Below are 26,551 nucleotides of genomic sequence, written 5' to 3'. Positions count from 1 at the left end.
CTCGCCCCATGGCAGCTCCAGCCCAAAGCCGCTACGCCCACCTTGATCCGCACGAGGAAGAGCGTGGCAAACTCATCCGTGCCGGACCCGATCGGTTTCAGCACGCACAAGGCAAGGGGGAGTGGGCAGTGCCGGAGACCGTGCAAGAAGCAGTGCCAACTTGGAAGAGAGTCCTAAGGTTCGTGCTGAAGGAGGTGGCTGGCATTGCCGCCGCTCTGGTCCTTCCGGCCTGGTTCCTGGTGGCGCTTTCTTCCGGCTGTATCGTCCCCGGCGAAGTGCCAGAAACCTCACAGGCAAGCTTCGACCCTGTCGTGCCGATCTCCTGTATGGCCCTGGGCATCGTCGGCGTGATCTCCCTTATGCTTGCCTATCGGATGTCGACAGCGAAACCACCAGTAAGGCAACAGTTGTCCGCGGCACTTAAGGCTCAGGGGTGGCTGGTTCTCCTAACTATCGCGGCGTCCGTTGCCCTCTATGATCCGCACCGTCTGTACGACTGCTGACGCATGGTGAAATCAGCGGACGGTCGCGCCCATAGTTTGCATCGAGGGATCTGGCGTGCCACAGCCGTGCCACGTGAGGCGGTGTCGAACGGGGAGCCACGGGGAACAGCAGTGCCGAACCGCTGTTGTCGCAGTTCAGCGTCTGCCCAGGTGCGGCATGGTCCGCAGCCTCAGTCTTCCAAACTGGTGCTCCAGCGGGAGAAGGAAGCTCAGTAGGGTGCGCAGGGTGCGAAGCAATAGGCCAGGGGATCATTGCCCTGTTTGCGGGTTCGACCTTGGGTACGCGCCCTGGGGCGAGAGCGGGGACGTCGCGACCTTCGACATCTGTCGGTGCTGCGGGATCGAGTTTGGTTATGAGGACTCAACGGACACGGGCGTGATCAGGGCCCGCAACGACTGGATTGCCCAGGGCTACCCGTGGAACGGGGACGCCAGAGACAAGCCGGCCGACTGGGATCCGGAGGCGCAACTGCGCGAGTCTCTGCCGGTTCCGTGGCCCATGGGTAACCATGACGCCCAAGCCGCGCAGGATCCGAAGTCGTCCAACTGAGTGTCTAACTGCGCTACAACGGCCCCGTACTGGGGCGCACAACCATGGACGCTCGCGGACAGTTCGCGCAGGTCACGAGCGGTTTTGCCGCAGATCACAGAGCCGGTCCCATTGCTTCGGGACGAAGAGGCCGTGGGTTCAAATCCCGCCACCCCGACTTCGTAGATGCAGATCAGGGCCACTCAGGAGATTCTCCTGGGTGGCCCTGACTCGTGTTGCGTGACCATCTGCGCGAGGGTCAGAGCCTTGGAGGGTCGTCCCCGCCGCCCCGCGGGGCCGTTCCGGCCCGGGCGATGGCGAGTCCTCGCTGTTCGGCAAGCCGTTACGAGGAGCCGCATCACGCTACCTTCGCCCCGTGACGTCGGACGGCGAGGCGACCAGACGGTTTCGGTCCAGGGACGCGGGCGATGATCCGTGGCGGGGTGACGAGCGTCATCGCGTGCTGGCCGAGGAGCTGAACCGCTACGGGCTGTGGGATCACCTGCCGGCGGAGCTGCGTGAGACCGCGGTGGCCGAGGTCGCGACCGGCTGCTATCCGCTGCATTCCGACTTCCTCTCGGAGCAGGTCCGGTTCTTCGCGGACGGAGAGGAACTCGCCGAGGGCGGGGTCGAGGGGTTCCTTCGAGCGCTGGCACCGGCCCTGGTGCGTTACGGCGTGGTGCTGGAGGTCGAGACGGTCCCGGATGTCGACGACTACGTGGTGTCGATCAACGGGATCCGCTGCGTGGTCTGGAGTCCCGAGGACTGGGAGGGCGAGGATCCCTGGGCGTTGTCGACCGTCCGACCCCTGGCCGTCGTCAACCGGCTGCTCGCCGCTGCCGGGTGTGGCGCGCCGCGTGCTCACACCCTCTACGCGGGTGGCAACGAGGGACTCGTCTTCCTGATGGACCCGCGAGCCGCCGCGGCGATGCGAGCCAGCGGCCTGTTCCCAGGACATGAGGTGCCGGCCGACGGGGAGTCGGCCAAGTGGCCTCCCCCTGAGTCCTGATGGTCGACGGCTTCGCGGCACACCCGGGGGGTGATCCGGCCGGGCCGGGGCTGAGGCGCGCGGCGGCCCGGGAGGACGTGTCCGGGCCGCCGTGTGTCAGCCGCAGACCGTGCCCGGGGCGGGGAGTTCGCCGTGGGTGAGGTAGCGGTCGACGGCGTCGTCGATGCAGGGGCTGCCGCGGTGGTACGCGGTGTGACCGTCGCCGTCGTAGGTGAGGAGCCGGCCCGAGTCGAGCCCGCGGGCGAGGGACTGGGCCCAGGGGTACGGGGTGGCGGGGTCCCGGGTGGTGCCGACGACGAGGATCGGGGCGGCGCCGGGGGCCTTGATCCGGTGCGGGGCCTGGGTCGGCGGGACCGGCCAGTGGGTGCACAGGACCAGGAACGTGGCCAGTGAGGCGCCGAACTGTGGTGAGGCGCGCAGGAAGGCGGGCAGGGCGGCCTCCGCCTCGGCGTCGGAGAAGCGGGCGCCGAGGGTGGAGCTCAGGCAGTCGATGGCGAGGAGGGCGTCCGTGGCGTTGCCGGAGTCGTCCTCGTCGGCGCCCGCGAACTGCTGCAACTCCGCGGTCTCACCGGCCAGTGCCTGGCGCAGCATGGTCCGCAGCTCCTCCCAGGAGGCCTCGCGCAGGGCGGTGATGACCGCGGTGAGGAGGTCCTCCCCCGTGACGGTGATGTCCTTGCCCTGGCGCAGCGGGCCGGCGTCCAGCCTGTCCACCAGGGCGTCCAGGACGCGGCCGGCCTCCGCGACGGAATGGCCGACCGGGCAGTCGGGGCGGGCGGCGCAGTCGGCGGCGAAGGACTCCCAGGCCAGCTGGTAGCCGGCGGTGCTGTCCAGGTTCTCCCGGTAGCCGTCGAGTGCGGGGTCGATGGCGCCGTCCAGGACGAAGCGGCCGACCCGCGAGGGGAAGAGCTCGGCGTACGTCGCGCCCAGATAGGTGCCGTACGAGTAGCCCAGGTAGTGCAGGCGCTCGTCGCCGAGGAGGGCGCGCACGACGTCCATGTCGCGCGCCGCGTCGGGTGTGCCGAGGTGGGGCAGCAGTTCCCCGGCATGCTTCTCGCAGGCGTCGGCGAGTTCCTCGAACGCCTTGTATGAGTCGGCGATCTCCGCCACGCCGTCGGAGACCCGCAGGCCGAATCCCATGGGGGTGGCCGGGGTGTCGGTCTCGCAGTCGACGGGGGTGCTGGACCGCACGCCGCGCTGGTCGACGGCGACCAGGTCGTACGCGGAGCGCACGGCCGGGGAGAAGGTGCCGGCGGCGGCGACCAGGTAGTCGACGGCGGACTCGCCGGGCCCGCCCGGGTTGATCTGGAGCGAGCCGACGCGGGCGGCGGCGTCGCCGGTGGCCCGTACCCGGGCGGCGGTCAGGGTGATGTCGCCCGCCTCCGGGCGGGCGTAGTCCAGGGGCACCGTCACGGTGGCGCACTTGAAGCCCGGTACGTCCTGGCAGGCCTTCCAGTCGAGGCGCTGCTCGTAGTAGCGCCGCAGCTCCGGGGGCACGCCCGCGGTGGGGTCCGCGGCGGGCCCGGCGGCGGACGACGGCCGCGGCGGGACGGCGGCGGCGCAGGCCGCGGTCAGCAGCAGCCCGCAGGTGCTCAGCACCGCGAGCGCACCGTGCAGCCTGCGCCGGGGTATCCCGCCGGTGTCCAGGACAGCGATCATCGCCACGCCTTCCTCGTGCGCCCGTGTGACCGGGGGAGGGACCGCCGGACGCGGCGCCCGGGCCGCGGGGCCGGGGGTCCTGGTCCGGTCGTGTCGCGGAGCGCTCGGACGCGCCCCCCGCGACTCCGCTGCGTCACCAGCCCATCACACGTCGTACGTGGCGGCGGCCCCGGATGGGCCGAACGTGTGAATCTCCGGGGCGCCCCGGGAGGGGCTCAGCGGGGCGCGTAGGCGATGCGCGCGAAGGGCCAGGCACGGGCGAGCCAGTCGCCGACGACGCGGTGGAGTTCCGCGTCCAGGGCGGCGTTGCGGGCGCTGACCCAGGAGCGGACGTCCACGGTGCCGGGCTCGGCGCGGGAGCCGTAGACGTACACGCAGCCGATGACGTCGCCGCCGGGCACGGACAGGACCGTGTAGGTGAAGCCGGTGCGCCGCTCGAAGTCCTCCGCGTGCTTGCGCAGGTCCTCGAGGTTGGCCTCGAGGGTCATCCCCTCCGGCGGCGGCCAGGAGCGGCCCTCGAAGCCCGGGGTGGCGCGGATGTGGTCGATGCTGGACGTCCAGGCGGCGTGGTCGGCGGCATTGTGCCGGGGGCCCAGGGGTTCCAGTCGGAAGCGGTCGGTGGCGGGCGGGTCCGGGACGTCGAAGTCCGGCGGGACGAGGGGCTGTTCTGCGGCGGTCATGGCGCGAGGGTAGCCGGGCGCCCGCGGGGCCGCCGCGTCGCGGTGGCGCCGTGCGAAGGCAGGGCCATGGGTGTGGAATTCGTGGTCCTCATGCCGCTGCCGGCCTGGTGATCCTGCTGATCGGGGTGGCCTTCGTCGACCAGGTGCTGCGCCTGGGCAGGTGGGGCGGCCGGAGCGGGCAGGTCTCCTCGACCGGTTTCGAGCAGCCGCACGCGAGCTTCTCCCCGGGCAGGCGCAGCGAGTTGGACGAGCGCCGGGCCACCCTGATGCTGCGCGACGAGGAGGGCGACGGGGCGCCCCCGCGGTCGCGGGTGGACCTGGGGCGCGGGACGGCGCAGATCGTCGTTGCGGGACGTGATCGCAGCGGGTGACGACGGCCACGGTCCGCCGAGGGGCGCGATCGGGTTTGATGGTGGCATGAGCGACGTCACGGCTGGGATGCCGGATTGGGAGAAGCGCTTCCGGGCGCCACGCGTCGGACTGCCGGAGTGGGCGGAGGACGCCCCCCACCGCAGCCTGTTCGTGTCGAATGCGACGGGTACGTACGAGCTCTACGCGTGGGACCGGGCGACCGGGGCGCAGCGGCAGGTCACCGACCGGCCGAACGGCACGTCGGACGGGACGCTGACACCGGACGGCGCCTGGGTGTGGTGGTTCGCGGACACCGACGGGGACGAGTTCGGGGTCTGGATGCGGCAGCCCTTCGAGGGCGGCCCGGACGAGCCGGCCGCGCCCGGGCTGGAGCCCTCGTATCCCGCGGGCCTGGCGCTGGGCCGGGACGGGCTCGCGGTGGTCGGCCGCTCCACCGACGAGGAGGGCACGACGGTCCACGTCGTGCGTCCCGGGGCGGAGCCGGTGGAGATCTACCGGCACGAGGAGTCGGGCGGGGTCGGCGCGCTCTCGGAGGACGGCACGCTGGTCGTCGTCGAGCACACCGAGCACGGCGACGCGATGCACTCGGCGCTGCGGGTGGTCACGACGGACGGCACGAAGGTCGCGGAGCTGGACGACAGCGAGGGCGGCACGAAGGAACTGGGCCTGGAGTGCCTGGGGTTCGCCCCGGTGCTGGGGGACGCCCGGCTGCTGGTGGCGCACCAGCGGCGCGGCCGCTGGGAGCCGATGGTCTGGGACGTCGCGGCGGGCACGGAGACCGCGCTCGCCATCGACCTGCCCGGCGACGTCGCGGCGGAGTGGTACCCGGACGGCACCGCGCTGCTGGTGGTGCACTCGTACCGGGCCCGCAGCGAGATCTACCGCTACGGGCTCGCGGACGGCGAGCTGACCCGGCTGGACACCCCGGCGGGCTCGGTGAGCGGCGCCACGGCCCGCCCCGACGGCACCGTGGAGTTCCTGTGGTCGTCGGCGGCGGCGCCCTCGGAGGTGCGGTCGACGACCGGCGCGGTGGTGCTGGAGGCGCCCGGTGAGCGGGCGCCGGGCTCGCTGCCGGTGGAGGACGTGTGGGTGGACGGGCCGGGCGGCCCGATCCACGCGCTCGTCCAGCGGCCCGCGCGGGGCGAGGGCCCGTACCCGACGGTGTTCGAGATCCACGGCGGGCCCACCTGGCACGACTCGGACTCCTTCGCGGCCGGGCCGGCGGCCTGGCTCGACCACGGCTACGCGGTGGTGCGGATCAACTACCGCGGTTCCACGGGCTACGGCCGGGAGTGGACGGACGCGCTCAAGCACCGCGTGGGCCTGATCGAGCTGGAGGACGTCGAGGCGGTGCGGGCATGGGCGGTGGAGTCGGGCTTCGCCGACCCGGCGCGCCTGGTGCTGTCCGGCGGCTCCTGGGGCGGCTTCCTGACGCTGCTGGGGCTGGGCACCCGGCCCGAGCTGTGGACGGTGGGACTGGCCGCCGTACCGGTCGCGGACTACGTGACCGCGTACGGCGACGAGATGGAGGCGCTCAAGGCGCTGGACCGCACTCTGTTCGGCGGTTCCCCCGAGGAGGTCCCGGAACGCTACGAGGCGTCCTCGCCGATCACGTACGTGGCGCGGGTCAAGGCCCCGGTCTACATCTCGGCGGGCCTCAACGACCCGCGCTGCCCGATCCGGCAGATCGACAACTACGTCGAGCGCCTGGCGGGCCTGGGCAAGACGCACGAGGTCTACCGCTACGACGCCGGGCACGGCTCGCTCGTCGTCGACGAGCGGATCAAGCAGCTACGACTGGAGCTGGACTTCGTCCGCCGCCACCTCGGCGGCTGAGGCCGCGGCCGGCCCCTCCTCCCCGGTGAGGCCGAGTTCGGCGTCGCGCCGGGTCTCGGCCTCCCGGCGGACCAGCCGGAACCACATGAAGACCACGAAGCCCGCGAAGACGAACCACTCACCGGTGTAGCCGAGGTTCTGGAAGGCCTTGAGGTCCAGGCCGGTGCCGCTCGGCGCGACGGGCGGGACGGCCCGCAGGGGCGCGTGGACGCCCTCGGTCTGGGTGATCCAGGCGCCGTACACCTGGTACGGGACGAGGTTGACCAGGGAGGCCGCGCTGATGATCCCCAGCTGTCCCTCGGGGAGCCCGCCGCGGCCGATCGCGCCGTCGGTGTCGGCGCCCTCGGGTGCCTGCAGGGCCCCGGTGACGGTGACCTCGCCGGCGGGCGCCGCGGGCACGCCGGCGGCGGTCGCGCGGTTCGCGTCGCCGGGCAGCCAGCCGCGGACGACGGGCAGGACGGCCGCGCCGTCGCCGGTGCGCAGCGGGGTGAGCACGTAGTAGCCGGTGCGTCCGTCCAGCTCACGGCCGGGTACGAGGAACTGGTGCGCGCTGTCGTAGCGCCCGGTGGCCCGTACGGTGCGGCCGGCCGTCTCGGTGGTGATCACGGAGGTCGCCCGCGGCAGCAGCCGCTCCAGCGGGACCGCGTCGCGGGCGGCGGTCGCGGGGGTGTCCTGGGCGGCGCGGTGACTGTCGACGCGGGCCTCGAACCGGCTCAGCTGCCAGCTGCCCATGAACGTGCAGAAGACCACGGCGCACACCATGAAGAGGTGCCCGCCCAGCCAGCGGGGGGACAGCAGGAACCGGTACACGCCGTCAACGGTACGGGGCGCCCGGGCGTCTCCTGGAACCGCCCCCCGCTACTGGGCGGCGACGGCGCCGGTCTTGTACACCGTCCCGGCGCAGGCGCCGTCGATCGTCGCGTTGACGACGGGCGCTCCGGCCTCGGGGGTGTGGCTCAGCACGATGGCCGCCGGGGCGCCCTGGGAGGCACCGTTGTCGCCGGCCGGGGGCGCGGACGCCTCGCCGGTCGGGCTGTCGGTGGCGGTCGCGGTGGGCGTCGGCGTGGACGGGGGCGTGCAGCCGCCCGTGCCGCCCGCGGCCGGGACCCAGGTGAACTCGACGCGGTAGCTCTGCCCGGCCTTGAGGATCAGCGTCCCGAGGGAGTCGGGCAGCGTGGTGCCGTCGTTCGCGGTGTGGTCGACAACCTTGATGCGGGCGGATTCGGCCGCGCCCTGGGCGGCGAAGCTCACCGTGCCGCCGCCGTCGACGGTGCACGAGCGATCAGAGGTGTTCGCCACCTGGAACCAGCCGCTGACCCGGCCCGCGCCGTCGGAGGCGCCCGCGTAGCCGGAGGCTTCGCCCAGGTCGTCGCCGGAGCACAGCGGGGCGTTGGCCGCGAGCGTGTCGGAGGGGTCCACGGAGTTCGAGGACCCGGGCGGGACCTGGGCCTGCGAGCCGCTGGTGCGCGTGGGGCCCTCGTCGGGAACGCCGTCGCCGGCGGTCGGGGTGGGCGTACCGGCGCCGGCGGCTGGACCGTCCGGGCCGCCGTCGGTGCCGCCGTTGTCCTGGGCGCTCGACGCGTTGGCGGCGCCGGTCTTGGCCGAGCCGGAGATGTTCGCCGCGTGCAGGGCCGCGGGGACCGCCACCAGCGCCAGCAGGCATGCGGCCGCGCTTCCGGCCAGCAGCTGCCGGCGGTGGGCCCGCCGGGCGGGGACCGCACGGCGCAGATGGTCCAGCGCCTCGTGCCCGGGCTGGATGTCGCTCACCGCGTCGCGCATGAGCCGGCGCAGCGCCAGTTCGTCGGGGCTCAGCTGCTCCTCGGGGCTGCCGCCGTTGATGTCGTTCTCGGGTTCCATACCGCCGGGTGGGGTCGAGTTGGTCATGCCGGGGCCTCCATCGCGACGCGGAGCGCCGCGAGACCGCGCGAGCCGTACGCCTTCACCGAGCCTATGGAAATACCGAGGGTCTCGGCCACTTGGGCTTCGGTCATGTCGGCGAAGTAGCGCAGGACGAGCACCTCGCGCTGCCGGCGCTGCAGTTTGCGCAGGGCGGCCTTCAGCTCGTCGCGCTCCAGCGCCTCGTAGGCGCCCTCCTCCGCGCTCGCCATGTCGGGCATGGGCTTGGAGAGCAGCCGCATGCCCATGATGCGGCGGCGGAGCGCGGAGCGGGAGAGGTTGACGACGGTCTGCCGCAGGTAGGCGAGGGTCTTCTCGGGCTCACGGACCCGCTTGCGGGCCGAGTGGACGCGGATGAACGCCTCCTGGACGACGTCCTCGCAGGAGGCGGTGTCGTCCAGCAGGAGTGCGGCGAGGCCGAGCAGCGAGCGGTAGTGGGCCCGGTAGGTCTCGGTGAGATGGTCGACGGTCGTCCCGACTGACATCGCGCCGTCAGTGTCGCCGCGGTCCGAGGGCGCCTGCACCACAGGCCAGGGCGCGATCACCGGGATGCCGCCGACTGCGCGCGACGGCCGCCGGACGTGCGGGCGCGCCGGAGCGCTGCTCCGCCCCACAAGGGGTGCTTCGATGCCGAGTGCCTCTGCCACGACTGTTGGACACGCGTCCCCCCGTCAGGGTTGTACGCCCGAGGCACCGTTTTTGACGGTGTAGCACATATGCGCATGCGTACCAACTCTTCCCCAATGCCCCTTGTTCCCGGCGCTGTTGCGCCGCGCCCGGCCTGCAGCACAGTAGGGCAGTGCGCTGACACAAGGACGCTCCCTGTGCGTCGCGCGGTTGCGACACACAGGGAGCTGAAATTGTCTGGCGCCTACAGGCTTCCGATCAAGCGGTATAGACCTGGGATTTGGGTCACTCGACCGGAACCGGGGTGATCAGCGGCCCGTTCCTCCGTAGACGACCGCTTCGTCGGTTTCGCTGTCCAGGCCGAACGCGGAGTGCACGGCGCGCACGGCCTCGTTGACGTCCTCGGCGCGGGTGACGACCGAGATGCGGATCTCGGAGGTCGAGATCAGTTCGATGTTGACGCCCGCGTTGGACAGCGCCTCGAAGAACTGCGCCGTGACGCCGGGGTTGGTCTTCATGCCGGCGCCGACCAGCGAGATCTTGGCGATCTGGTCGTCGTAGCGCAGCATCTCGAAGCCGATGCCGCCCTGGACGCGCTTGAGGGCCTCGATCGCCTTCGGGCCGTCGGCCTTGGGGAGGGTGAAGGAGATGTCGGTCAGGCCGGTGGACGCGGCCGACACGTTCTGCACCACCATGTCGATGTTGATCTCGGCGTCGGCGATCGCCCGGAAGATCACGGCGGCCTCGCCGGGCTTGTCGGGCACACCGACGACCGTCACCTTGGCCTCGGATGTGTCGTGCGCGACACCGGAGATGATCGCGTGCTCCATGCCCTTCTGGTCCTCTCGCGGCTCATTGCTGACCCAAGTGCCCTGGAGGCCGGAGAACGACGACCGGACGTGGATCGGGATGTTGTAACGGCGGGCGTACTCCACACAACGGTGCAGCAGCACCTTGGAGCCGGAGCTGGCGAGCTCCAGCATGTCCTCGGACGAGATCCAGTCGATCTTCTGCGCCTTCTTCACCACGCGGGGATCCGCGGTGAACACGCCGTCGACGTCGGTGTAGATCTCGCACACCTCGGCGTCCAGGGCCGCCGCCAGCGCCACCGCGGTGGTGTCGGAGCCGCCCCGGCCCAGCGTCGTGATGTCCTTGCTGTCCTGGGAGACGCCCTGGAAGCCGGCCACGATCGCGATGTTGCCCTGGTCGAGCGCGGTGCGGATGCGGCCCGGCGTGACGTCGATGATGCGCGCTTTGTTGTGGACGGAGTCGGTGATGACACCCGCCTGGCTGCCGGTGAAGGACTGCGCCTCGTGTCCGAGGTTTTTGATCGCCATCGCCAGCAGGGCCATGGAGATCCGTTCTCCGGCGGTCAGCAGCATGTCGAACTCGCGGCCGGCGGGCATCGGAGATACCTGCTCGGCGAGCTCGATCAACTCGTCCGTCGTGTCGCCCATCGCCGAGACCACGACGACCACCTGGTGGCCGCTCTTCTTGGCATCGACGATCCGCTTGGCAACGCGCTTGATGCCCTCGGCATCCGCAACGGAGGAGCCGCCGTACTTCTGCACGACAAGGCCCACGTGCGCTCCTCAAATCCGGTACTGCGTTCGGCTCAGTCTAACGAGCAGGCCGGTACGAACCCCTCAATACCACATGGTGAGACGCCGGGCCCACTCTGCGAGCCATCTGCCCAGCGACACGCCGAGATATGCGCGCCGGGCAGCGTGCTCCCGATCACTACGGCCCCCGGCCGTCCCCACACGGACACGCGCCCGCCCCTTGGGAGGGGACGGGCGCGGTGGTGTCCGGGGTCCGGGGTCCGGGGTCAGCGGGTGGGGCGCAGCCCCAGGGGCTTGGCGATCTCGGCGGCCATCACCCGGCCGGCCTCGGCGGCGAGTCCCTCCTCGTCGTCGGCGCCGTGGTCGGTGTCCAGACCGTCCAGCGCGTCCAGCGGGCTGTCCAGCCGCACGTGGGCGACGAGGGACTGCAGGGCCCGCAGCGAGGCCGAGGCGGTCGGCCCCCAGTTGGACAGGTAGGAGAACTGCCACCACCACAGGGCCTCGCTGACCCGGCCCTCGCGGAAGTGCGCCAGGCCGTGCGCGAGGTCCGTCACGACGTCCGCGAGATCGTCGGAGATCCGGCAGGCCACCGGCGTGCTGCGCGGCACGTAGGGGTCGAAGACCTCGGAGTAGACGTCGATCGGCTCCAGCAGCACCGCGAGCCGCTGGCGCAGCTCGTCGGCGTCCGGCTCCGGGCCGATGTCGGGCTCGTAGCGCTCCTCCGGGACGATGTCCTCGTGCGCCCCGAGGCGACCGCCTGCCAGCAGCAGCTGGGAGACCTCCAGCAGCAGGTAGGGCACCGCGCTGTCGGGGTCGTCGCCCTTGGCGACCTCCCGTACCGACAGGATGAAGCTCTCGATCTGGTCCACGATCGAGGAGGCGAAGTCGTCGGGGTCCAGGGCGTTGTCAGACATCAAGCAGCCGCCTTCCTTCAAAAGCCCGGCCGAGCGTGACCTCGTCGGCGTACTCCAAGTCGCCGCCGACCGGCAGACCGCTCGCGAGACGGGTGACCTTCAGTCCCATCGGTTTGACCATGCGTGCGAGATACGTGGCCGTCGCCTCCCCCTCGAGGTTGGGGTCGGTGGCCAGGATCAGCTCGGTGACGCTGCCGTCCGCGAGCCGCGCCAGCAGCTCCCGTATGCGCAGGTCGTCCGGGCCGACCCCCTCGATCGGGCTGATCGCGCCGCCGAGCACGTGGTAGCGGCCGCGGAACTCGCGGGTCCGCTCGATCGCGACCACGTCCTTGGGTTCCTCGACCACGCAGATGACGGCCGGGTCGCGGCGCGGATCACGGCAGACCCGGCACTGGTCGGCCTCCGCGACGTTGCCGCAGACCGCGCAGAACCGGACCTTCGCCTTGACCTCGCTCAGGGCGTGCGCGAGCCGCCGGACGTCGGCGGGATCGGCCTGCAGGATGTGGAAGGCGATCCGCTGCGCGCTCTTGGGACCCACGCCGGGCAGCCTGCCCAGCTCGTCGATCAGGTCCTGAACCACGCCCTCGTACACGCTGTGCCCTCTTCGTTCGTCGCCTGGACTAGAAAGGAAGGCCGGGGATGCCCCCGAGCCCCTGGGCGAGCGGGCCGAGCTTGTTCTGCTGCAGCTCCTGCGCGCTCGCGGTCGCGTTGTGCACGGCGGCGACGACCAGGTCGGCCAGCGTCTCCGTGTCCTCAGGATCGACCGCCTTGGGGTCGATGACCAGACCCCGCAGCTCGCCGGCTCCGGTCACGGTCGCCTTCACCAGGCCACCGCCGGCCGTACCCTCGATCTCGGTCTCGGCGAGCTCCTGCTGGGCCGCCGCGAGGTCCTGCTGCATCTTCTGTGCCTGCTTGAGCAGCTGCTGCATATTGGGCTGACCACCACCGGGGATCACGGTCTCGCTCCTGCCTCACGACGTCGGTTGTGCGGGTAGGGCGAGCCTACGTGCTCGGGCGCCCGCTCGCGCTACCCGTACGAGGGAACGAGCGGCGCGCGTCGCCCGTTCCGCCCCGGCCGTGCCGTTCCCCACAGGAGGAACGGGGGCGCCGCGGCTACTCGTTGGCGATCTCCTCGATCAGGGTGGCGCCCAGCTCGCGCACGATGAGGTCGTGGCCGCTGAGCGCCGTCTCGTCCAGGTCCGGGTCGTCGTCCTCGGGCATGTCGTACTCGATGGGCGGGGGCTCTTCGGCGACGGGAGGGTACGCGGACGCCGCCGGCGCCGCGTTCACCGCGGCACGGGCCGCGGCGGCGGGCGGCGACGGAGGCGCCGGGGGCGGGCCCGGGTGCGGGGACTGCTGGTGCGGTTGTTGCTGCGGCTGCTGGTGCTGCTGCTGCTGCTCGGACGGTGCGGGAGACACGGGGGCGGGACGGGGCCCGCCGGAGCCACCGCCGGGCCCCATGGGACCGCCGCCGCCTCCGGGGCCGCCGCCCGGGCTGACGATCGCCTCGATGCGCCACTGGACGCCCAGGGCCTCGCTGATCGCCTGCTTGAGCACTTCCTCGTGGCCGCGGTTGGCGAAGCTGTCGCGGGCGCCGGGGTTGTCGAAGCCGATCTGCAGCGTCGAGCCGTCGAAGCCGACGAGCCGGGCGTTCTGGTCGAGCAGTATCCAGGTCACCTTCCGCAGCCGCTTGACCGCGTCGAGGACGGTCGGCCACATCTGGTGGACGCGTGACGCGTCGCCGATGGGCTGCGCGGTCGGTGCGGCCGGCGCGGAGGCCTGCGTCGGGGCGGGGCCCTGCGCGGGCGGGGCCGCGGGGGCGGGCGAAGCGGCCGCAGGCGCCGCCGATGCCGCGGTGGGCCAGGCTCCGGGACGCGCCCCGCCACCGGGGGCGGTGGCGCTCGGCCACGCTCCGGGACGCTGCGCGGCGGGGGGCTGCTGTGCGGGCGGGGCGGCGGGCGGCGGCGTGGGATCGGGAACGGCCGTGGGAGCCGGGGCAGGTGCGGGAGCGGAAGCGGCGGCGGGGACGGGGGCGGCTTCGGCGGGCCGGGCCGGTCCGCCCATCGCCGCGCGCGCCGCCGCGGGGCCGCCGCCGGGCGGGAGCGGCTCCCCGAACTCCACGATCGGGGCCGCCGGGCCTCCCGCGGGCGCCGCGAAACCACCGGCGGAGGCACGGCGTTCCAGCCGGTCCAGGCGGGCCTGCAGCGACCGTTCGTCGTCGTAGGCCGCCGGGAGCAGCACGCGGGCGCAGATCAACTCCAGCTGCAGACGCGGCGAGGTCGCCCCGCGCATCTCCGTGAGCCCCGCGTTGACCAGGTCCGCGGCGCGGCTGAGCTCCGCCGCCCCGAACACCCCGGCCTGCGCGCGCATCCGCTCCACGACATCGGCCGGGGCGTCGATCAGGCTCTTCTCCACCGCGTCCGGCACCGCCGCGAGGATCACCAGGTCCCGCAGCCGCTCCAGCAGGTCGGCCACGAAGCGCCGCGGGTCGTTCCCGCCCTCGATCACGCGGTCCACGACCTCGAACGCCGCCGCGCCGTCCCCGGCGGCGAAGGCGTCCACGACGTCGTCCAGCAGCGCGCCGTCGGTGTAGCCGAGCAGCGAGGTCGCCATGGCGTACGTCACACCGGCCTCGCCCGCACCGGCGAGCAACTGGTCCATCACCGACATCGAGTCACGCACCGAGCCCGCACCCGAGCGGACCACCAGCGGGTACACCCCGGCCTCGACCGGGATCGCCTCCCGCTCGCAGACCTCCGCCAGGTAGTCGCGCAGCGTGCCGGGCGGCACCAGCCGGAACGGGTAGTGGTGGGTGCGCGACCGGATGGTGCCGATGACCTTCTCGGGCTCCGTGGTCGCGAAGATGAACTTCAGGTGCTCCGGAGGCTCCTCGACCACCTTCAGCAGGGCGTTGAAGCCCGCCGGGGTGACCATGTGCGCCTCGTCGATGATGTAGATCTTGTAACGGCTGCTCGCCGGCCCGAAGAAGGCCTTCTCCCGCAGGTCACGCGCGTCGTCCACACCACCGTGCGACGCCGCGTCGATCTCGATCACGTCGATCGACCCCGGTCCGTTGCGGGCCAGGTCGCGGCACGACTGGCACTCCCCGCACGGCGTCGGCGTCGGGCCCTTCTCGCAATTCAGGCAGCGCGCCAGGATGCGGGCGCTGGTCGTCTTGCCACAGCCGCGCGGCCCGCTGAACAGGTACGCGTGATTGACCCGGTTGTTCCGCAGCGCCTGCTGCAGCGGGTCTGTGACGTGCTCCTGCCCGATGACCTCGGCGAAGGTCTCGGGGCGATAGCGGCGGTACAGAGCGAGGGACACGCCTACGACGATATCGGCACCCACCGACACCCGGGCTCCGCCCATGTGACGGCGCCCACACCGGCGCCCTCCCCCGGCCGCCCCGGCCCGTGTTCCCGCAGGCCCGCGGGCAGCAAAAGACCCCCCACGCACCCGCCAGAGCCCACCTACCCTTGCTGCCTTCCGGCCCTGGGGGGTTTCAGCGAGATAGCGCCACGTGAGGGGCTGCGCCCAGCCTACATGATCGGATCACCCGGGAACGAGTTCGCGAGCACTCCCTCCGGTCTAGTAATGTTTGCCGCGGAGGATTCGCCTAGAGGCCTAGGGCGCACGCTTGGAAAGCGTGTTGGGGGCAACCCCTCACGAGTTCGAATCTCGTATCCTCCGCCAGTGCCTCACCGGGCACGATGTCGAAGGGCCCCACCGCTCGCGGTGGGGCCCTTCGACGTTCTCCGTCTCAGTTTCCCGTCTCAGTTGGCATCCGGCGAGCTCCACAGCGCGTCGCCGACCCGGCGAGCCACGTTCTTCAGCACGGGCCCGGTCACGTGCATGTACCGCGAGCGCATCCGGGCCGAACCGCCAGGCTCCCAGCCCATGATCGCGTCCACGACGACATCAGGAACACCGAGCAGAAGGAGGACGGTCGCCGCGGTGTGGCGAGCGTCGTGCAGCCGGCCGTCCCGTACTCCCGCGAGCCGAAGCAGTTCCTTCCAGTGGTGGTAGTCCGTGTTCGGCACCAGCGGCGAGCCGTCGGGCTGAGCGAAGACGTACCCGGTGCCTAGCCAAGCGTCGCCGGCGGCGATCCTTTCGCGCTCCTGTTCCTCCAGGTGGCGGCGGAGCAGCTTGATCAGCGGGTCCGGCAGACCGATAGTGCGGCGGCCGGCCCGGGACTTGGTCGACTTGTACTCGCGGCGTACCTGCTCGCGCTGGGGGCAGTACCCGGCTTTCCTGCCGCAGTCGCCGCCGCAGCCGTGCGCGTACTTCGGGCGGCTCGCCGACATCACCGAACACGCCACCGGCGAAGGCAAGCTCTATCTCTGCGCGATCAAGGCGCCCGGCTGCGCTCCGCTTCGCCGGGCGAGTGGATCGCCGAGGGCACCGCCGCCGAGACTCTGGTGTGCACCGGGTGCGGGCTCGACTGCACCTGACCGCGGGCGGGCTCCCGCCCCGTCCCTCGGGGCGGGAGCTCCGGCCGGCCCTTGCCGCGGCCGCGCGCCGCATGACCACGGTCGGGTTGTCGTACCAGGGGACCGCTACTGAACGGCGACGTAGTCACCCGTGGCCTTGACGGCCGGGGTGGTGGAGGTGCCGAGGAAGTAGTAGCGCCAGTAGCCCGAGTAGGTGGCGGTGTACGTGGTCTTCAGCGAGCCCGTGGAGGACGACGTGACCGTCTTCAGGTAGGTCGTCGGGTACGACGACGAGCTGCTCTTGCGGAACTGCAGCTTCACCGGCTGGACGGTGTAGCCGGCGTACCTGTGGGTGTCCCAGTTCGCGCGGGTCAGGGCGCCCGTGATAGTGAGCGTGCCGCCCTTCTTCACCGGCTCCGGCGACGCGTTGACCGTGAGCTTGGAGTAGCGCTGGAGGGCGTTGGAGGACACGGCGTCCTGGTACGCAATGCCGACCTTGCTCCAGTCGGCGTTCGGGTCGCTGGGGTCCTGGCCGTTGTAGGCGGCGGCGAACGCCTCGCCGCTCCAGTGGGCGCCGGCGTCGGCGTTGGTCAGCTCCTCCTGCGGGTGGATGTCGATGGTGCCCTTGCAGTTCGCGACGGTCGACGAGGCGGCCGTGCAGGTCGCCGGAACGTCGCCGAACAGGGCGTTCCCATCGTCCGTGTTGCGGTAGAGGTCGATGCCCGAGACGAAGTCGTCGGCGGTGGGGTCCGCGTCCGAGCCGTGGGTGAAGGTGAAGCTGTACGAGACGTGGACCGCGTTGGTGGTGCCGACGACGATCGCCGACTTGCCGCTGTTCACCTTGATGTTCGAGAAGGTGGCGTTCAGCTCGTACGGGTCGCCGGAGTCGGCGGCCGTCAGCGAGCGGGCCTGCATGCCCGACTGGTGGCCCGAGGCCTGCTGCGCGAGCTTGTGGGCCTGCGCCAGGCCCGTTCCGTCGGTGGCCTGCGCGGCCGGCACGGCGAAAGCGGTCAGGGCGAGAGCGCCGGAGACCGTCGCGGCGGCCAGGGTGGCACGTATGCGCATGTGTTCCCCATATGGAGAAGGGGTCTCGCGGTGCAGAAGTCGTCACGCGGGGCCCAAGTGATCTAGGAGTCTGTTGACTCGCGTGATCTGACCTGTGACCCTGGCGACAGGTTGTACGGCAGGTGAATGCTTTGCGCACGCTTTGCCACCGTCACACCGGCCTTTGCCAACGTCACACCCTTGGGCCCCTCGTTCCCCGCACGTGATGGGTCGCAGCCCGTCTCAGTTTCCGTCTCATTCAGCTCCGTACGCCGGCGTTCAGGGCCGTACGCACCGCGAGCTTCCTGGGGTCGGAGAACGAGCCTGCACGCAGGCGGACGCTTGCGAATACAGCTCTGACCCGCATCAACAGACCTGGAAAGCGTGTTGGGGGCAACCCCTCTCGAGTTCGAATCTCGTATCCTCCGCCAGTGCCTCACCGGGCACGTTGTCGAAGGGCCCCACCGCTCGCGGTGGGGCCCTTCGGGGTTTCTCAGCCCTCGTTGTCCTGATCTTTGTCCACAAGGGCCGCTTCCGGCGCTCCCCTGACGTCGGCCCACCGCAGGCCGAGCGTCTCGCCCTGACGCAGTCCCGCCCTGACAGTCCCAGTGCCAGGGCCAGCATCCAACGGGCACTGTCCTTGTCTTGTTCACTTCGAGCGGACCTTCGGGAGTCCGCGCGGATACTGGGGCGTCTCGTCAGTGCTGACGCCGGGGAGGGGCTGTGGCAGATATCAGTTTCGGGATCTTCGTCGTACTCTTCATGGTTGCGGTGAGTCTGTTCTCCGTGCGAGCGGCCTTGCTTCACTGGGCCGACTCGGATCGGGCGCCCGACGCGGCGACGCACCGGTACTCGACGAACCCGTCGGTCATCAGGGGACATCAACGCGGCATCGTTGCCCTCGCGGGCTGGCTGGTGTCCATGACGATCGGCATCGTCGCCGCTACCGCTACCGCTGCCGCCGGCGGTGCGGGCCCCGCTGTCGAAGGGGTCGGCGCCTTCTTCATCCTGGGCTCGTTCCCGTTGCTGATGCTGCATGCCACGATCGCGTGGTTCAACCGGCCGAAGTTCTTGGTACCGCCTCACCGGCGCAGCGAGACGGGCTCGGTGATCGAGTGGTGGCGTCACCGCCGAGACCTCCGCGCGGCGATCAAGGAGGCTGGACAACGTGGTACCCAAGGGCAACATTCGACCGACCCTCCGAAGCAGGGCTGACCCGCTCGGCCAGGCCGTCCCGCACCTCCGCCCCTGTCTTCCGAGCGTCTGTGCCGCGGCCATGATCGGGCCAGGTCCTGGCGGCGTTTGAGGGCGGGAAGCCGGACACCGTGTGCAAGCTCGGGCGGCGGCTCCGTGCGGTGCCGGCCGCGTGAGCCACCCCGGAAACACCCGGAGAGGTGTCGGGCACGTTCCTGTGCTTCCTGTTCTTCGTTCTCACCAAGGCCTGACCTCCGCCCTATGGGTCCCGACGCCGCGCGGGCCGCGATCGGTACGTCTCCGGTCCTCCACCGAAACGGGCTCCGCCACCCCGAACGGTGAACCGACCGCCCCGGCCACAGAGGGGTTTCACGCTCTCCGCGTGCGAAGTCGGCGTCCGTGCCGGTCGGAAGGGGTGCCTCTCGGCGAGAGGCACCCCTTCCGCTCGCACCTTGCCTCACGGGTCATGTCCGGCAGGGACGCCGTACGCCCCGTCGGAAGGCACGTGGCCGGCCGGCTAGGCGATGCTGTTGAACTTGGAGCCCTCGCCCGCGTAGAGGTTGGTCGTCAGCCGGGTGAACGGGGCCGTCGTCGAACCGGTCGAGCGGTAGACGTACGTGCTGTTCGGGCCGTAGGCGACCAGGTCGGGGCGACCGTCGGCGGTGACGTCGCCTGCCCCGACGAGGTGGGAGAAGGCGTTCCAGCCGGAACCGATCCTGACGCGGGCGGCGAAGTTGCCCTTGCCGTTGCCCTGGTAGAGCCACAGGACGCCCGAGGTGTCGCGGGCGACGAGGTCGCCGGCCGTGGTGCCCGCGATGTTGCCGACGGCGGCGAGCTCGTTGTAGACCTGCCAGCCGCCGCCGACCTTGACGCGGGTCGCGAAGGGGGCGGACGAGCTGCCGGTGCCCTTGTAGAACCACAGGACGCCGGAGGCATCGGCACCGAGGAGGTCGGATCGGCCGTCGCCGTCGAGGTCGCTGCCGGCGGTGATCTTCTTGTAGATCTGCCAGCCGTTGCCCACCTTGACGCGGGTCGCGAAGGTGCCGTCGCCCCTGCCCAGGTACATCCACAGGACGCCCGAGGTGTCGCGCGCGACAAGGTCGCCCGTCGAGGTGCCGGCGAGGTTCCCCGCGGCCTCGATCTGGTTGTAGACCTGCCAGCCGTTGCCGATCTTCGTCCTCTTGGCCGTGGCCACCTGGCTGCCCGACGGCCAGTCGAGGAGGTCGTCCCGCCACAGCGCACCCGAGGCGTCCCGCGCGAGGACGTCCGTCGAGCCGTTGTCGTTGACGTCGTGCGGGTTGGCCTGGCGCGAGACCTGGAGGCTCCCCTGCGCGGTCGCCGGAGCGCCGACGCCGTCGGCCGGGGTGGCGGTGATCTGCCAGGTGTAGGCGCCGTTCGGGGCGCTGATGCCCTCCAGGACGCCGTCCCAGACGAAGGCGAAACGGCTGCCGGAGGCCGGCTGCGGCAGTCGCTGGGTGAGCTTCTTGCCCGTGGCCGTGTGCGTGAGCGTGAGGTCCACGGTGGCGTTCGCGCGGGACAGGGTCCACTCCATCGGGACCGTGGTGCCCGGCTTCTCCAGACTCACCGCGGTGGGGGCCTGCGACCCGGTCACCTTGACGGCCAGGACCCGGCCGGTGCTCGCCACGAGCGTGGCGCTCGGAAGGCCGTCGTCCCCCTCCCAGATCCGGAACAGCCCGTCGGCCTCGGCCGTGGCGCCGCGCACGAGCAGGCCGCCGTCCGGCGCGTGGGCCACGCTGGAGAAGTGCTCCAGGAGCTTGTACGGCGCGGCGGTGGAGTCCTTGACGCTGCGCGCGTACAACGGGCTCAGCTTCTCGTCGGCCGCCTTGCCCGGGACCCCGTAGAGCAGCGAGTCCCTGGTGATGCCGGCGATGACGGCAGCGCTCATGGAGCTGTCCATGGCGAACCTCTGGTGGACGCCGGTCCCGTCCACGACGAGTTCGGTGACGCCGTTCCGGTACTCGACCGACGCCTCGTAGTCGGCGGTGTAGGCGCCCGTCGACGCCTGGGTCCACGGGGCGATGTTCCCCCCACTGCCCCACTCGATCGGATCGTCGCTGTTGACGGTCGTGCGCGTCCTCCAGTACTCGGTCCGGAAGGTCGCCGAACTCGGGAAGACCCGGTTGCTGCTCAGGACGATCATGACGTCGCTCGTGGAGGCGACGACCTTGAAGTCGATGCTGTAGGGGTTGGACGAGCGCTTCGTCTTCTTGGCGACCCCGTCGACCTGGGCGAGCTGCCACAGCTCGTGGTAGTCCCCGCTGCCCGTCGGGACCTTCACGAAGAGGTCGTCGCCGACGACGCCGACGAGCTTCGCGCCGGGCTTGAACTCGGACGCGAGGTCGTAGGACGCCGACCAGGTGGCGCCTTCACTCATGTCCCGCAGGAAGACCGTGCTGCCGCCGTCGCCGGTCACGACGATGTCGGAGTCGCTGTCGTAGCCCATGGTGCCGTCGACGATCGGCAGAACCGAGCCGTCGGCGTACTTGTGCCACTCCAGGACCTTGCTGCCGGAGCCGTCCGTCCGGGACGTGAGGTATCCGGTGTCACCGGTGCTGACGATCTCGGCGTCGAGAGGCAGAGTCGTCTCGGCGGTGGTGGCAGAGGCGGCGGTGACCCCGGTCACCGCCGCGGGAGCGGCCGCGGCGCCGGGCGATGCCAGGGCGCCGGCACCGAGCGTCACGGCGATAACGGTGGCGACGCAGGCGCCGAGACGGCGTCGGGTCGTGCGTATGGAGGCCAAGGAAGTCCTTCCTGGTGAGCCGAGCTGTACGCACATCCGTGCGTGCCGCCCGGTCGGACCAGCGAGGAGGCCGGGTGGTTGTACGAGTTGCTCGTGTTTTTCGCGGGACGACGAGCGGACCGGGAGCGCCGGGGCATGCCGCGCCTGGGGCCGTCGGTCGTAACGGGTGCGCGGCTTCCCGTTCCGCGTCGGACGGACCCATCCGGAACGTCCCGCCGGGAACGGCGCGGAGGACCACTTTGGAGCGTATGTGCCGCCGGGCCGCACGACCGGACACGGTCTCTCGAGCCCACATGGTGCCGGGCGCCGGCAGCCGGGCGTCCCTCCGCCGCGCACAGGGGGGCTCCGCGCAGCCGCGGCGGAATCCGCTTTCAACCTCCGGCGGGCGAGGGCGCTCTGAACACGGGTGACAGGACAGGGCCCGTGCGGGCCCCGAGAGGAGAACAGATGCCGGAGAACGGCCGGGGCCCGGGAGCGGCGGCGGACCCGCGGGCGCCGGAGAGCTTCGAGGCCTTCGCCCGGGCGAGTCAGAAACGGCTGTACCGGACCGCGTACCTGCTGTGCGGGGACGCGGACACGGCCCGGGACCTGACGCAGACCACGCTCGCCAAGCTGTTCCAGCACTGGCGGCGGGCGAGTGCCGCCGACCACATCGAGGCGTACGCCAGGACCGTGCTGACCCGTACGTACCTGGCCGAGCGCAGGCGGCGGCTGCGGGATCTGCTGGCGCACTCGCGCCCCGGGCCCGGGCCCTCGCCCGACCACGCCGACCTGCGGGTGACATTGCTGTCGGCGCTCGCCGGACTGCCGCCCAGGGCTCGCGCCATGGTCGTGCTGCGCTACTGGGAGGACCAGAGCGTCGAGTCCGTCGCCACGCTGCTGAAGTGCAGCGAGTCCACCGTCAAGAGCCAGTGCTCACGCTCCCTGGCCAAGCTGCGCGCCCAGTTGGGCGAGGCCCACGTCTACGCCACCGGAAGCTGAGGGACCGCCATGGGAGACAACATGCCCGAGGACGAACACGGAAGCGCCCTGCTGGTGAGGGGGGCCATGGAGCACGCGGTGGCCGAACTGCCGCCGGTGCACGACCTGGTGCCGGCCGCGGTGGTCCAGGGGCGTCGCCGCAGGGCACGGGTCCGGGTCGCCGTCGCCGCCGCGGTCGCCTGCGCGGTCGGGTCCGTGGCACTCGGCTCCGTGGCACTGCCGGGCGGGGACGGCGGCGGCAGGACGGTCCGTCCCGCCGCGAGCACCACGCCCTCGCCGCGGACGTCCGAGGAGCCGGCGCCGTACCGGACACCGGTCCACATCGAGCCGACCAGTGACACCGAGGACGCCATGGCCGGTCTGCCGCCCGCCGAGCGCGGGCGCCAGGAGGATTTCCAGCAGCGGGCGGCGGCGCTCCTCGACGAGCTGCTTCCGGACGGGGTCGGCCTGATCCGTCCGGTGGACCTCGCGGTGTGGCGCTACCAGGGCGAGACCGCGGACGGGGAGGTGTTCAGCGTCGTCCTGTCGGTGCGGCCCTCCGGCGGTGTCCCCCGGTCGACCCGGCACGGGGACACGTGCCCCGAGGACCCCGACTCCCTCAAAGGCGGCAGTTGCGAGCAGGGCACGCTGCCGGACGGTACCAAGGTGGCGGCGTACCGCCTGATCGACGGCTCTCCGGGCAGGACGTACACCCGGGTCCGCTTCGCCTACGGCCACAGCGACGCGGAGCTCGCCGTCTACCCCGACCCGGACGCGAAGGCCTCCGCCCCGGTCACCGCGGGGCAACTGCTGGCGGTGGTGCGCGACCGGCGCTTCCTCGACCTGGTGCGGTACGCCGACGCGAATCCCATGGAGAAGAAGCAGATCTCCGTCCTGGGCGGCTGAGCGGCGGCGCCGCAGAACGACCCGAAGGGGCCCGGCCGGATCCCGGCCGGGCCCCTTCGGGTCGTGCGCGGGGGTCAGCGGACGGTGGAGCGGGCGGCCTGCTCGATGATGCGGGTCACCGCGTCGGGCCGGGAGACCGAGACGGCGTGGGAGGCCTTGATCTCGACGGTGTGGGCGTGGGCCCGCCCGGCCATGAAGCGCTGGGCGGCGAGGGTGATGTTCTTGTCCTGGGTGGTGACCAGGTCCCAGGACGGGATGGTCCGCCAGGCGGCGCCGGCGGCCTTCTCGTCGAAGACCGAGGCGGCCACGGGGCGCTGGGTGGCGGCCATCTGCTCGGCGACGGTCTTCGGCACGTCGGCCGCGAACTGGGCGCGGAACTTGTCGGCCTTGATGTACAGGTCGGTACCGGTGCCGCCGCCCGGGAGCGGGAAGGGCACGGGGTTGAGGGTCTCGCCGAGGGTGCCGCCGGGGAACTTGTCGGAGATCTGCGTGACGGTCTCGCCCTTGTCCGGGGCGAAGGCGGCTATGTAGACGAGCGCCTTGACGTTGGGGGAGCCGGCGGCGGCCTCGCTGATCACCGAGCCGCCGTAGGAGTGGCCGACGAGCACGACCGGGCCCCGCACGCTCTTCAGGAAGCTGTGGACGTACGCCGAGTCGCTCGCCAGGCCGCGCAGCGGGTTGGCCGGGGCCACGACGGGGTAGCCCGCGTGCTTCAGGCGGGTCACGACGCCGTTCCAGCTGGAGGAGTCCGCGAAGGCGCCGTGCACCAGGACGACCGTGGGCTTCTTCTCCTGCGGGCGGTGCGCGGCCTTGGCGGCGTTGGCCGGGGCCGTGGCCGTCAGCGTGAGGGCCGCTACGCCGGCCGCGGCGCCCAGGACGGCGACGCTCTTGCGGGTGGGGCGGAAGACGGTCTTGAGGTTCACGGTGGCTCCTTGGCGTACGGCGCCCGGCAGGTGCGCCGGACAGGGGGTCGGTCCCGGGGCGTCCGCTCCGGCCGATGACGAGAAATCTAGCGTCCGTTTAAGTTGTGCGCAAGTCAATCGCGTACGAGTGCATAGCTCGCGCGGGAGATGCGACAATGGCCGCCTGAGAACCGGCCGACGACCAAGGAAGGGGAGGGAATCGTGAACGACGACACCCGCGCACCCGGGAACGGCGACCCCGCGGAGCCCTCGCTGCTGCTGGACGACCACTTCTGCTTCACGCTGTACGCGGCCTCGCGCGCGGTCACCGGCGTCTACCGGCCCCTGCTGGACGCGGTGGGCCTGACCTACCCCCAGTACCTGGTCATGGTCGTGCTCTGGGAGCACCGCACCGTGACCGTCAAGGACCTGGTGGCCGCACTGCACCTGGACTACGGGACGCTCACACCGCTGATCAAGCGCCTGGAGGCGAACGGCCTGCTCGAGCGGCGGCGCCGGGCGGACGACGAGCGGGTGGTGGAGGTGGCGCTGACCCCGGAGGGGACCGCGCTGCGGGAGCGGATCCGCACCGTCCCCCTGGCGATCGGGGACGCCATCGGGCTGACCCGGGAGGAGATCGCGGCCGCCCAGGACCTGCTGCGCCGGCTGACGATCAACGTGGACCGTCACACCGCGGGCACCGGGTCCGCCGTGAAGGCGCCGTGACCGGCGGCGCTTGAGCACCGTCGCCCCGGGCAACAGAATGGCCCCGCGAGGTCGACCACGTGTGTGCCGGGACGGTCCGGGACGCGGGGCGTCCGGCGGGGGATGAGGTATGGGACTGCCCGGGGAGCCTTCGGGGCACGTGATGGGGGAGCGTGAGTTCGACGCGTTCTACGGTGCGAGCGTCGGCCGCCTCGTCGGCCAGCTCTACGCGATGACGGGCGATCTCGCGGAGTCGCAGGACGTGGTGCAGGAGGCGTTCGCCCGGGCCTGGGAGCACCGGGCCGAACTCGACCTGCACGGCGCGCCCGAGGCCTGGGTGCGCACCGTGGCGTGGCGCCTGGCCGTGAGCCGGTGGCGGCGCGTGCGCACCGCGCTGACGCTGGCCCGCCGGCAGGGGCCGCCCCCGGTCGTGCCGCCGCCGGAACCGCACCACGTGGTGCTCGTCGAGGCCCTGCGGCAGCTTCCGGAGGCGCAGCGGCGGGCCGTGGTCCTGCACCATCTGTGCGATCTTCCGGTGGACCGGGTGGCGGCCGAGACCGGCTCCCCCGTCGGCACCGTCAAGGTGCACCTCAGCCGCGGGCGGGCGACGCTCGCGCGGCTGCTGGCGCACACGGAACTGGACCCCGGCGCAGACCGGCTTCCGGAGGGCAGGCATGGCTGACGGGACCGAACTGGGCAGACTCCTGGGCGAACTCGCCGAGTCCGGCCGGGGGCGGGCCGCTCCGGTGGCCGCGCACCAGGTGCGGGCCCGCGGCGACCAGCGCCGCCGCCGCGCCCGTACGGTGCGGGCGTCCGTCGTGGCGGTGTTCGCCTGCGCGCTGCTGGGAGGGGGCATCGCGCTGGCCGGGACCGCCCGGGTGCCGGAGCCGGGGGCGGCCACGCCGTCGCCGCCGCCCTCCCGCTTCGTCCCCCCGGCCCCCGCGCCGGGCGAGGAGTACGCCGGCGAACTCGGGTACGTCCACGACGCGGTGGCCCAGGGCGACAGGGTGCGGATCACCGTGCGGCAGCTCCGGGCGGTCGCGGGCGGCGCTCCGGTGCCCACGGGCGTGGTGCACACGCTGACCCTGCCCCGCACGACGCCGGTCGAGACGCTCCGGCTGTCGGGCGGCCGTCCCGAGGACCGCGAACTGGGCGGGCTGGTCGGCCGGCTGGCCGGCGGACCGCGGTGGATGTTCGAGATCGACTACGACGACGAGGGGCGGGTCGCGTCCCTGCGGGAAGCCGGTTAGCGCGGCGGGGAGTTGTTACCGGTCCATGACATTCCCGGTGTAACCCGCTTGGTGGCCCGGTGCGTAGAGCCTGTGCACACCGCCCGCACCCGACCCGATGGGATTCACCGTGTTCGCCTCGCACTCCCCGCGCCACCGCGCCGCCGCCCGGCTCGCCGGCCTCGCCCTCACCACCGTCACCGCCCTCGCCCTCGGCGCCTGTTCCGGGGCGGGCAAGGACGGCGGTGACACCGGCCGTACCGACGCGGCCGCCTCGTCTCGCGCCACGGCGCCGGCTTCGGCCCCCGCCTCGCCCTCGGCGCCGCCCTCGGTGGAGCACTCCGACGCGCCCTCCCCCACGCACTCCTCCCAGGCTCCGTCGCCGGACGGCCCGCCGGACGCGCCGTCGCCGCAGGCCCCCGCGCGCTGGGCGGGCGGCAAGCAGTTCGTGCAGATCCAGAACGCGTGGATCAGGGACGGGCGCACGTACCTGTCGGTGCGCTCCGCCCGCAAGGAGCCCGTCACGGGACCGATCGAGGGGTGGGACATCATCCCCGGCAAAGGGCCGTACACGACGGTGCGCATGGCCCCGGAGGGCCGGGTCCTGCTGTCGGTCCCGCTGGGCGACGACTCCGCCCCCCACACCTACTCCCAGGCGCAGTTCATCACCCGGTGGTGGGCCCTGCCCGCCCCGGAGCGCGGGTGGCAGGGCTACGACGTCAGCTTCGACCCGAACGGCGAGGTGGTCAGGCTCCAGTCGCTCTACCGCTCCTGATCCCGCGGCGGTGTGCGGCCGCGGACGGGTCCCGGCCCGAGGAGGACCGGGACCCGGGTGC

The 26,551-nt window shown here is 72.0% G+C and carries 24 protein-coding genes, 1 tRNA gene, 1 other RNA gene and 1 pseudogene; 12 read left to right on the top strand and 15 right to left on the bottom strand.

The genetic code is table 11. From position 1 onward, the window contains the following. A partial coding sequence (locus B085_RS49215; RefSeq protein WP_234018530.1) for a hypothetical protein occupies positions 1-503 on the top strand: 503 nt, incomplete at its 5' end. Positions 504-1,492: 989 nt separating this feature from the next. Beyond that, positions 1,493-2,041, top strand: coding sequence for a hypothetical protein (locus tag B085_RS41870; RefSeq protein ID WP_018558324.1), 549 nt, complete (start codon positions 1,493-1,495; stop codon positions 2,039-2,041). A 96-nt stretch (positions 2,042-2,137) separates the two neighbouring features. Here the strand turns inward: B085_RS41870 and B085_RS0109400 are convergent, their stop codons facing one another. Then, positions 2,138-3,697 (bottom strand): alpha/beta hydrolase, encoded by a 1,560-nt coding sequence (locus tag B085_RS0109400; protein ID WP_018558323.1) that lies wholly within the window; start codon positions 3,695-3,697, stop codon positions 2,138-2,140. A 215-nt stretch (positions 3,698-3,912) separates the two neighbouring features. Further along, positions 3,913-4,377, bottom strand: a complete 465-nt coding sequence (locus B085_RS0109395) for a GNAT family N-acetyltransferase (RefSeq protein ID WP_018558322.1) — start codon at positions 4,375-4,377, stop codon at positions 3,913-3,915. A gap of 107 nt (positions 4,378-4,484) precedes the next feature. Between B085_RS0109395 and B085_RS0109390 the strand changes: the two genes are divergently transcribed. Beyond that, complete coding sequence (locus B085_RS0109390; RefSeq protein WP_018558321.1) at positions 4,485-4,748, top strand: DUF6191 domain-containing protein; 264 nt, start codon at positions 4,485-4,487, stop codon at positions 4,746-4,748. 46 nt (positions 4,749-4,794) lie between these two features. Next, positions 4,795-6,585 carry a prolyl oligopeptidase family serine peptidase gene (locus B085_RS0109385; protein ID WP_026250843.1) on the top strand — a complete coding sequence of 597 codons (1,791 nt, stop codon included), beginning with the start codon at positions 4,795-4,797 and terminating at the stop codon, positions 6,583-6,585. Here the strand turns inward: B085_RS0109385 and B085_RS41865 are convergent. From B085_RS41865 to ffs, 9 genes are all read right to left on the bottom strand, one after another. Beyond that, positions 6,541-7,395 carry an SURF1 family protein gene (locus B085_RS41865; protein ID WP_018558319.1) on the bottom strand — a complete coding sequence of 285 codons (855 nt, stop codon included), beginning with the start codon at positions 7,393-7,395 and terminating at the stop codon, positions 6,541-6,543. The two genes, B085_RS0109385 and B085_RS41865, sit on opposite strands and share 45 nt — an antisense overlap. A gap of 48 nt (positions 7,396-7,443) precedes the next feature. After that, positions 7,444-8,469 (bottom strand): DUF4232 domain-containing protein, encoded by a 1,026-nt coding sequence (locus B085_RS0109375; protein WP_018558318.1) that lies wholly within the window; start codon positions 8,467-8,469, stop codon positions 7,444-7,446. Further along, a complete protein-coding gene (locus B085_RS0109370; protein WP_375821230.1) occupies positions 8,466-9,128 on the bottom strand; it encodes a SigE family RNA polymerase sigma factor in 663 nt (220 codons plus the stop codon). Before B085_RS0109370 ends, B085_RS0109375 begins: the two co-directional genes overlap by 4 nt. A 288-nt stretch (positions 9,129-9,416) precedes the next feature. Continuing rightward, positions 9,417-10,691, bottom strand: coding sequence for an aspartate kinase (locus tag B085_RS0109365; RefSeq protein ID WP_018558316.1), 1,275 nt, complete (start codon positions 10,689-10,691; stop codon positions 9,417-9,419). Between the two features lie 245 nt (positions 10,692-10,936). Continuing rightward, positions 10,937-11,584, bottom strand: coding sequence for a DUF5063 domain-containing protein (locus B085_RS0109360; protein WP_018558315.1), 648 nt, complete (start codon positions 11,582-11,584; stop codon positions 10,937-10,939). Beyond that, on the bottom strand, positions 11,577-12,176 hold the full coding sequence (gene recR / locus B085_RS0109355; protein ID WP_018558314.1) for a recombination mediator RecR: 600 nt from the start codon (positions 12,174-12,176) through the stop codon (positions 11,577-11,579). The genes B085_RS0109360 and recR overlap by 8 nt, the downstream gene beginning before the upstream one ends. A gap of 28 nt (positions 12,177-12,204) precedes the next feature. Continuing rightward, positions 12,205-12,540 carry a YbaB/EbfC family nucleoid-associated protein gene (locus B085_RS0109350; protein ID WP_078619825.1) on the bottom strand — a complete coding sequence of 112 codons (336 nt, stop codon included), beginning with the start codon at positions 12,538-12,540 and terminating at the stop codon, positions 12,205-12,207. 157 nt (positions 12,541-12,697) lie between these two features. After that, a complete protein-coding gene (locus B085_RS0109345; RefSeq protein ID WP_086020688.1) occupies positions 12,698-14,953 on the bottom strand; it encodes a DNA polymerase III subunit gamma and tau in 2,256 nt (751 codons plus the stop codon). A gap of 67 nt (positions 14,954-15,020) precedes the next feature. After that, an RNA gene (ffs, locus tag B085_RS46205) (signal recognition particle sRNA small type) lies at positions 15,021-15,117 on the bottom strand. A 72-nt stretch (positions 15,118-15,189) separates the two neighbouring features. Here ffs and B085_RS0109340 point away from each other — a divergent pair. After that, positions 15,190-15,277: transfer RNA gene (locus B085_RS0109340), tRNA-Ser, on the top strand. Between the two features lie 80 nt (positions 15,278-15,357). Here B085_RS0109340 and B085_RS41860 read toward each other — a convergent pair. Beyond that, positions 15,358-15,876, bottom strand: a pseudogene (locus B085_RS41860) (tyrosine-type recombinase/integrase); the annotation flags it as partial. 264 nt (positions 15,877-16,140) lie between these two features. Continuing rightward, complete coding sequence (locus B085_RS0109330; protein ID WP_018558310.1) at positions 16,141-17,079, bottom strand: hypothetical protein; 939 nt, start codon at positions 17,077-17,079, stop codon at positions 16,141-16,143. Between the two features lie 702 nt (positions 17,080-17,781). On the opposite strand from B085_RS0109330, the gene B085_RS0109325 reads away from it, so the two are divergent. Beyond that, positions 17,782-18,273, top strand: a complete 492-nt coding sequence (locus B085_RS0109325; RefSeq protein WP_018558309.1) for a hypothetical protein — start codon at positions 17,782-17,784, stop codon at positions 18,271-18,273. Positions 18,274-18,769: 496 nt separating this feature from the next. Here B085_RS0109325 and B085_RS0109320 read toward each other — a convergent pair whose 3' ends face one another. Further along, a complete protein-coding gene (locus B085_RS0109320) occupies positions 18,770-21,049 on the bottom strand; it encodes a VCBS repeat-containing protein (RefSeq protein WP_237497866.1) in 2,280 nt (759 codons plus the stop codon). Positions 21,050-21,460: 411 nt separating this feature from the next. Here B085_RS0109320 and B085_RS0109315 point away from each other — a divergent pair, with 411 nt between their 5' ends. After that, positions 21,461-21,994 carry a SigE family RNA polymerase sigma factor gene (locus B085_RS0109315; RefSeq protein WP_018558307.1) on the top strand — a complete coding sequence of 178 codons (534 nt, stop codon included), beginning with the start codon at positions 21,461-21,463 and terminating at the stop codon, positions 21,992-21,994. 21 nt (positions 21,995-22,015) lie between these two features. Further along, positions 22,016-22,879, top strand: coding sequence for a hypothetical protein (locus B085_RS0109310; RefSeq protein ID WP_026250839.1), 864 nt, complete (start codon positions 22,016-22,018; stop codon positions 22,877-22,879). Positions 22,880-22,953: 74 nt separating this feature from the next. On the opposite strand, the gene B085_RS0109305 is transcribed toward B085_RS0109310, so the two are convergent. Beyond that, positions 22,954-23,802: an alpha/beta hydrolase gene (locus B085_RS0109305; protein WP_018558305.1), complete on the bottom strand. Its 849-nt coding sequence runs from the start codon at positions 23,800-23,802 to the stop codon at positions 22,954-22,956. Between the two features lie 201 nt (positions 23,803-24,003). On the opposite strand from B085_RS0109305, the gene B085_RS41855 reads away from it, so the two are divergent. The 4 genes from B085_RS41855 (at position 24,004) to B085_RS51395 (ending at position 26,490) form a co-directional block, all read left to right on the top strand. After that, the gene (locus B085_RS41855; protein ID WP_018558304.1) at positions 24,004-24,507 is read left to right on the top strand and encodes a MarR family winged helix-turn-helix transcriptional regulator; all 504 of its coding nucleotides are present in this window, start codon (positions 24,004-24,006) and stop codon (positions 24,505-24,507) included. Positions 24,508-24,616: 109 nt separating this feature from the next. Further along, a complete protein-coding gene (locus B085_RS0109295) occupies positions 24,617-25,168 on the top strand; it encodes a SigE family RNA polymerase sigma factor (protein ID WP_026250838.1) in 552 nt (183 codons plus the stop codon). Then, on the top strand, positions 25,161-25,736 hold the full coding sequence (locus B085_RS49970) for a hypothetical protein (RefSeq protein ID WP_018558302.1): 576 nt from the start codon (positions 25,161-25,163) through the stop codon (positions 25,734-25,736). The genes B085_RS0109295 and B085_RS49970 overlap by 8 nt, the downstream gene beginning before the upstream one ends. A 97-nt stretch (positions 25,737-25,833) precedes the next feature. Then, positions 25,834-26,490: a hypothetical protein gene (locus B085_RS51395; RefSeq protein WP_018558301.1), complete on the top strand. Its 657-nt coding sequence runs from the start codon at positions 25,834-25,836 to the stop codon at positions 26,488-26,490. Positions 26,491-26,551: the final 61 nt, after the last annotated feature.

This window comes from Streptomyces sp. BoleA5 (assembly GCF_000373665.1).
In the GTDB taxonomy this organism is placed as follows: Bacteria; Actinomycetota; Actinomycetes; order Streptomycetales; family Streptomycetaceae; genus Actinacidiphila.
This window is presented reverse-complemented; position numbering and strand designations above follow the sequence as displayed.